The organism is Bradyrhizobium sp. (assembly GCF_049581145.1).
Classification (GTDB): domain Bacteria; phylum Pseudomonadota; class Alphaproteobacteria; order Rhizobiales; family Xanthobacteraceae; genus Bradyrhizobium.
The window spans coordinates 1-6,673 of the sequence record NZ_JBAURI010000168.1 but is presented as its reverse complement, the minus strand read 5'-3'; the positions used below and the strand labels follow the sequence as shown (position 1 = coordinate 6,673).

The 6,673-nt window shown below is 62.9% G+C and carries 7 protein-coding genes and 1 pseudogene; all 8 read left to right on the top strand.

The window, feature by feature from the left end; genetic code table 11:
* Window positions 1-298: 298 nt before the first annotated feature.
* Window positions 299-1,636 carry an ABC transporter substrate-binding protein gene (locus tag WCB02_RS05595; protein WP_423956846.1) on the top strand — a complete coding sequence of 446 codons (1,338 nt, stop codon included), beginning with the start codon at window positions 299-301 and terminating at the stop codon, window positions 1,634-1,636.
* A 113-nt stretch (window positions 1,637-1,749) separates the two neighbouring features.
* Window positions 1,750-2,709, top strand: coding sequence for a carbohydrate ABC transporter permease (locus WCB02_RS05590; RefSeq protein WP_423956845.1), 960 nt, complete (start codon window positions 1,750-1,752; stop codon window positions 2,707-2,709).
* The gene (locus WCB02_RS05585) at window positions 2,706-3,659 is read left to right on the top strand and encodes a carbohydrate ABC transporter permease (protein WP_423956844.1); all 954 of its coding nucleotides are present in this window, start codon (window positions 2,706-2,708) and stop codon (window positions 3,657-3,659) included. The genes WCB02_RS05590 and WCB02_RS05585 overlap by 4 nt, the downstream gene beginning before the upstream one ends.
* Window positions 3,656-3,868: a hypothetical protein gene (locus WCB02_RS05580; RefSeq protein WP_423956843.1), complete on the top strand. Its 213-nt coding sequence runs from the start codon at window positions 3,656-3,658 to the stop codon at window positions 3,866-3,868. The genes WCB02_RS05585 and WCB02_RS05580 overlap by 4 nt, the downstream gene beginning before the upstream one ends.
* Window positions 3,869-3,870: 2 nt before the next feature.
* On the top strand, window positions 3,871-4,968 hold the full coding sequence (locus WCB02_RS05575; RefSeq protein ID WP_423956842.1) for an ABC transporter ATP-binding protein: 1,098 nt from the start codon (window positions 3,871-3,873) through the stop codon (window positions 4,966-4,968).
* The gene (locus WCB02_RS05570; protein ID WP_423956841.1) at window positions 4,961-5,968 is read left to right on the top strand and encodes an ABC transporter ATP-binding protein; all 1,008 of its coding nucleotides are present in this window, start codon (window positions 4,961-4,963) and stop codon (window positions 5,966-5,968) included. Before WCB02_RS05575 ends, WCB02_RS05570 begins: the two co-directional genes overlap by 8 nt.
* Window positions 5,965-6,579 carry a dihydroxyacetone kinase subunit DhaL gene (gene dhaL, locus WCB02_RS05565; protein WP_423956840.1) on the top strand — a complete coding sequence of 205 codons (615 nt, stop codon included), beginning with the start codon at window positions 5,965-5,967 and terminating at the stop codon, window positions 6,577-6,579. The genes WCB02_RS05570 and dhaL overlap by 4 nt, the downstream gene beginning before the upstream one ends.
* A pseudogene (locus WCB02_RS05560) lies at window positions 6,576-6,673 on the top strand (dihydroxyacetone kinase phosphoryl donor subunit DhaM); the annotation flags it as partial. The gene dhaL and the pseudogene WCB02_RS05560, both read left to right, overlap by 4 nt.

Genomic DNA, 6,673 nt, shown 5'->3' with positions numbered 1-6,673 from the left:
AGTTGTCGTTACGCCGCGCTGCGGCCGGCTCGGTATCAAAACGTCAAAATCACTGTGATGAACCACTACTACAGTTCGTTGACGGAAAAACCCACGAGGCCTCGCTTGCAATGTTTAGTAAATCGTGATCCACTAAACAAATCGAGCTTCACCGGATCGTGAGAATCCGGGTAGGCGCGAGGAAACGTCAGTTCAGTCATTCAGCCCGTCAAGGACTGTGTCGATCCGCTCGAAGCATTCGAGCGGATCGGAAAGCTGCGCCACGTCGATGGCGGGCTCCACTGGGAGGGAATGCGTAATGAATCACACCATCAAGGCGCTTCTGGTTTCTTGCGGGACACTTGTTTCCGCGCTCGGCCTCGGGGCCGGGACCACGCCCGCGCAGGCCGAGGGCAAGACGATCACGCTGTGTTGGGCGGCGTGGGACCCGGCCAACGCCCTGGTCGAACTGTCGAAGGACTTCACCGCCAAGACCGGGGTCGGCATGAAGTTCGAATTCGTACCCTGGACCAACTACGCCGATCGCTTCCTCAACGAGCTCAATTCGCACGGATCGTTGTGCGATCTCATCATCGGCGACTCGCAGTGGATCGGCGGCGCCGCCGAGAACGGCCAATACGTCAAGCTCAACGATTTCTTCAAGAAGGAAGGGATCAGCATGGACGACTACATGCCGGCGACCGTGGTCGGCTATTCCGAATGGCCGAAGAATACCCCGAATTATTGGGCGCTGCCGGCGATGGGCGACGCGGTGGGCTGGACCTATCGCAAGGACTGGTTCGCGCGGCCCGACGTGCAGAAGGACTTCAAGGCCAAGTATGGCCGCGATCTCGCCGTGCCGAAGACGCTCGACGAACTCCACGACATCGCGCAGTTTTTCCAGGGACGCGAGATCGACGGCAAGAAGGTCTATGGTGCGTCGATCTATACCGAGCGGGGCTCGGAAGGCATCACGATGGGCGTTTCGAACTACCTCTATGATTACGGTTTCAAATACGAGGATCCGAACAAGCCCTACGCGATGGACGGCTTCGTCAACTCGCCGGGGGCCGTCAAGGGGCTCGAAGCCTACAAGGAGCTCTATAAATGCTGCACGCCTCCCGGCGCATCAAACTCCTATATGTCGGAAGGCCTCGATGCGTTCAAATCGGGTCAGGTCGCGCTGCAGATGAATTTCTTCGCGTTCTTCCCGGGGCTCTATAAGGACCCGAATGTCGGCGGCGACAAGATCGGGTTCTTCTCCAATCCGGCCGCGACCACCCAGGCGACGCAGCTTGGCGGACAGGGCATCTCGGTCGTATCCTATTCCAGGAACCAGGAGGAAGCACTGCAATACATCAAGTGGTTCGCCGGCGCGGACGTGCAGAAGAAGTGGTGGGCATTGGGCGGCTATTCCTGCGCCAAGTCCGTGCTGAACGATCCGAGCTTCCCGGCCAGCGCGCCGTTCGCCGGAGAGTTTCTGAAGTCCATGGGAATGGTCGTCGACTTCTGGGCCGAACCTTCCTATGCGCAGCTGCTGCAGGCTGAGCAGAAGCGCGTTCACGACTATGTCGTGGCCGACAAGGGAACGGCGAAGGGAGCTCTCGACGATCTGGTCAAGGACTGGCAGGCGATCTTCAAGGAAGAGGGCAAGTAGTTTTGCAGGTCATCGCCCCGGAGCGCGGTCGCCGTGCCCCCGGGGCTCTTCTTTCCGGACCTGGCCGCAAATCTCGAGCGGCCTTCAGCTGGGACCCAGGATCGGTCGACGCCATGAACGATTTGAGTGCCTCATCGCGGATCCCGTATCCAGCCGCCGCCGTGCAGCCCCGCGAGACGCGTCGTCTCCGGGGGCTGTCGGACAAGGCCCTGGCCTGGCTCTTCATCACGCCGACCATCGTGCTGCTGCTGGCGATCAACATCTTTCCGCTGATCTGGACGATCTATCTGTCGTTCACCAGCTACCGCGCCAACCGGGCGAATGTTCCGACGCGATGGCTGGGGATCGATTGGTACCAGTCGATCCTGACCGACCCGGACATCTGGGCGGCGATGCAGGTGACTGCGCATTTCGTGATCTGGACCGTGATCATCGAGACCATGCTCGGCTTCGGCCTCGCCTTCCTGATCGACAAGAAATTCCGCGGTCACGGCCTGTGGACCACGGTCATCCTGCTGCCGATGATGCTGTCGCCGGCCGTGGTCGGCAATTTCTGGACGTTTCTCTACCAGCCGCAGATCGGATTGTTCAATTACGTGGTCGCCTTCGTCACGGGGCGCGACGCCTCGTCGTTCCAGATGCTGGGTGACGTGACGCTCAGTCCATGGGCCATCGTCATCGTCGATGCCTGGATGTGGACTCCCTATGTGATGCTGATCTGCCTGGCCGGCCTGCGCTCGATCCCGGACTATATCTACGAGGCGGCGGAGGTCGACAGAGCCTCGAAATGGCGGCAGTTCTGGTCGATCACGCTGCCGATGGCGCTGCCGTTCATCATGCTCGCGGTGCTGTTCCGCGGCATCGAGAACTTCAAGATGTTCGACATGGTCAATCTGCTCACCGGCGGTGGGCCGGGATCGACCACGGAAGTCGCCTCGATCACGCTCAAGCGCGCCGCGTTCGAGAGTTGGCGGACCGGCTATTCCTCGGCCTTCGCGTTCATTCTGTTCGTGACGATGTTCGGCCTGGCCAACATCTATGTCAAGGCATTGAACCGGGTGAAAAGCCGATGAGCCTGGCCAATACGGCGCATTCGGTCGTCGAACCTTCGCTGGGTACGCGGCGTTTCGCGGGCTCGCTCGTAGTGCTCTATGCCATCATCACGATGATTCCGCTGGTCTGGATCGTGCTTACATCGTTCAAGTCGCCGGACGACGCGATCTCCTATCCGCCGAAAATCCTCTTCGAGCCCTCGCTCGAGGGCTATTGCAACCTCTTCACGACGCGCTCGCGGCAGACGCCCGAATTCATCCGGACGCTGGGACAACCGCAGGGCCTGTGCGACCGCATCGCCCGCAGCCGCAATATGGTGGTCGCCGGGCCGTCGAACTATGTGCCGCGCTTCGTCAATTCGCTGATCATTGGTTTCGGCTCGACAGTCCTCGCGGTCGCGCTCGGCACGTTGTCGGCCTATGGCTTCTCGCGATTCCGCGTCCCCTTGAAGGACGACCTGCTGTTCTTCATCCTGTCGACCAGGATGATGCCGCCGATCGCGGTCGCGATCCCGATCTACCTGATGTACCGCACCGTCGGGCTTTCGGATACGCGGCTCGGGATGATCCTGCTCTACACCTCGGTCAACGTTTCGCTCGCGGTATGGCTGCTCAAGGGCTTCATCGACGAAATCCCGCGCGAGTATGAGGAGGCGGCGATGATCGACGGATATACCCGGTTCCAGGCTTTCGTGAAGGTGGTGCTGCCGCAGGCGACGACCGGGATCGCGGCGACGGCGATCTTCTGCCTGATTTTCGCCTGGAACGAATATGCCTTCGCGGTGCTGCTGACCTCCGGCAACGCGCAGACGGCACCGCCTTTCATCCCGATCATCATCGGCGAGGGCGGGCAGGACTGGCCGGCGGTGGCAGCCGGCACCACGCTCTTCCTGGTGCCGATCGTCGTGTTCACGGTCCTGCTGCGCAGGCATCTTCTGCGCGGCATCACCTTTGGAGCGGTGCGCAAATGAGTTTCGATGTGAACTCGACCCCGCCGCGTCGCGGCATCACCGACAGGATTCTGCGGCGCGGTCCGCTGGAGGCCATCGCGACGACGACGATCGCCGCCGGCGTCGTCATGCTGATGCAGCCGTTCTCTCTGACGCTCTATTCCTGGTCGTTCGCGACCACGCTGTTCGGCACCCTGTTGTTCACCATCGTGTCGAAGGTCAGGGAGTAGAGATGGCACAGATCAGGGTGGAAGCGCTCGAGAAATCCTTCGGCAATTTTCGCGCGGTCAAAGGCGCCGACTTCACGGTGGAAGACGGTCAGTTCCTTTGCCTGCTCGGGCCGTCCGGTTGCGGCAAGACCACCACGCTGCGGATGATCGCGGGACTGGAATTGCCCACGGCCGGAATCATTCGGCTCGGTGGCGAGGACGTGACGATGAATCGCGCTTCGGCGCGGGATATCGCCTTCGTATTCCAGCTCTTCGCGCTCTATCCGCACCTGAATGTACGGCGTAACATCGGGTTTCCGCTGAAGTGCGAGGGCATCGGTGCGGCCGAACGGGAGCGGCGGGTCATGGAGGCCGCGCGCATTCTGCGCATCTCCCATCTGCTCGACCGCTCGGTGTCGGGGCTTGCCGGCGGCGACCGCCAGCGCGTCGCGCTCGGGCGCGCGATCGTACGCAAACCAAAATGTTTCCTGATGGACGAGCCGCTGGGTGCGCTCGATACCGAAATGCGTGAGGAGATGATCGGCGAATTGCGCGCCTTGCATGATCGGCTCGGCGCAACGACGGTCTATGTCACGCATGACCAGCTCGAGGCGATGGCGATGGCAGACGTGATCGCGGTGATGAACCACGGCAGCGTCGAGCAGGTCGCGAGCCCGCGTGATATCTATGACCGGCCGGCGTCGCTCTTTGTCGCGGACTTCATTGGTTCTCCGCCCATGAACTTGCTGCCGTTTCGCGGCAGCCTCGAAGCCGGCGGGCGGACGATCCGGCTCGGCGAGCGCGACGTTGCCATTCCCGCCGCGCGCGAGGCGCAGGCGGACAGCGATCTCGTCCTTGGCGTCAGGCCCGAACATGTGCGTTTTGCCGATCGTGGCATGGTGCGGGGCGAGATCTACGGCGTGGAATATCTCGGCACGACGCAGATCGTGACCGTGACCACGCCCTATGGCGCGCTCAAGGCGCGCTCGCCCGCCAGCATCTCGTTCCGGACTGGAGAAAATATCGGGCTCGACTTTCGTCCGGATACGCTATCGATCTTCGACCAGGAATCCGGCCGGGCAATCCGTACCGCGTTGCATGACGGAGGCGCGCATGGCTGAGGTCGAGATCAGGGCCGTTTGCAAGACATTCGACAAGACGCGGGCGGTCAGCGATCTGTCATTGACGATTCGCGACGGCGAATTCGTCGCGCTGCTGGGGCCGACCGGCGCCGGCAAGACCACGACCTTGCGCCTCGTCGCAGGACTGGAGATGCCGGACCAGGGTTCGATCCGGATCGGCGGACGCGACGTGACCGGCGAGGCGCCGGCCGATCGCGACGTCGCGTTCGTGTTCCAGCAATATTCGCTTTATCCGCACCTGACGGTATTCGAGAACATGGCCTTTGCGCTGCGCGCGCCGGTCCGGCGCCTGGCGGAGGCCGTGATCCGGAGCAAGGTGGAGGAGGTGGCGCGTCTTCTTCACATCGAAACCAAGCTGCACAACAAGGCGACGCAGCTGTCAGGCGGACAGATGCAGCGGGTGGCGATCGGCCGGGCCCTCGTGCGCTCGCCGTCGATCTATCTGATGGACGAACCGCTCTCCTCGCTGGACGCCAAGTTGCGCAGTGAAATGCGCCTCGAGCTCAAGCGGATTCAGACCGACCTTGGAGCGACGATCCTTTATGTCACCCACGATCAGACGGAAGCGATGACGATGGCGTCGCGGATCGGCGTGATCGAGGCCGGACGGCTGATCCAGATCGGGACGCCGCGCGAGATCTACCAGGATCCGATCAACGCCTACGTCGCCGGGCGGCTCGGGCAGCCGGCGATCAACCTGCTGCCGGCGGCGCTGTTCGCCGGCGCACCGCGTGGCGCCAAGACGATCGGCGCGCGCACCGAGCATCTGACCATCGCGCAGGGCGGCGGAGGCATGCCGGCGACCGTCAGGCGGATCGAACATCTCGGTGACCAGAGCCATCTCCACCTCGACCTCGGCGGCCAACCGATCGTGACCCTGTCCGACTCGGATGCTGATCTCGACGTCGGGGACATCGTCTCGGTCAGTCTCAACAACCCGCTGTTCTTCGACGCGGACGGTGCGAGGATCGCGGCATGACGCTCGATCGGACGGCGAGGGAAAGGCTGGTGCGGGCGCTGGCGGACACGATGATCGCGCACGCCGACGAATTGACCGGCCTCGACCAGGCGATCGGCGACGGCGATCACGGGCTGAACATGAAACGGGGCTTTGAAGCCGTGCTGGCGACGTTGCCGGGGCTTGCGGACAAGGCGCTGCCGGACATGCTGAAGGCGATCGGCATGACGCTGGTCATGAAGGTCGGCGGCGCGTCCGGGCCGTTGGTCGGCACCTTCTTCATGGAACTCGGCAAGTCGCTTCCGGAGCAGCCGGCGCGGACTGAACTCGTGATGGCGACAGACAAGGCGATCGATGCCGTCAAGGCGCGCGGGCGCTCCGACGCGGGACAGAAGACCTTGCTCGACGTCCTTGTGCCGGTGCAGACCGTCCTTGCGGAGGGCGGCGACGCCCAGGCGATCGCGGCGGAGGCGGCGCATGCGGCCGATCGGACCACGCCCATGCTGGCGATCCGCGGTCGTGCATCCTTCCTCGGTGCGCGCTCCATCGGCCATATGGATCCGGGGGCACGCTCGGTGTCTCTCTTGATCGCGGCGGCGGTCGCGACACTCGAACGCGAGGTCAATTCATGAGCAATACGAGCTCCGGCAATGTCGGGATCGTCATCGTTTCACATTCCCGCAAGATCGCGGAAGGTGCCGCCGATATGGTGCGCCAGATGGTGGG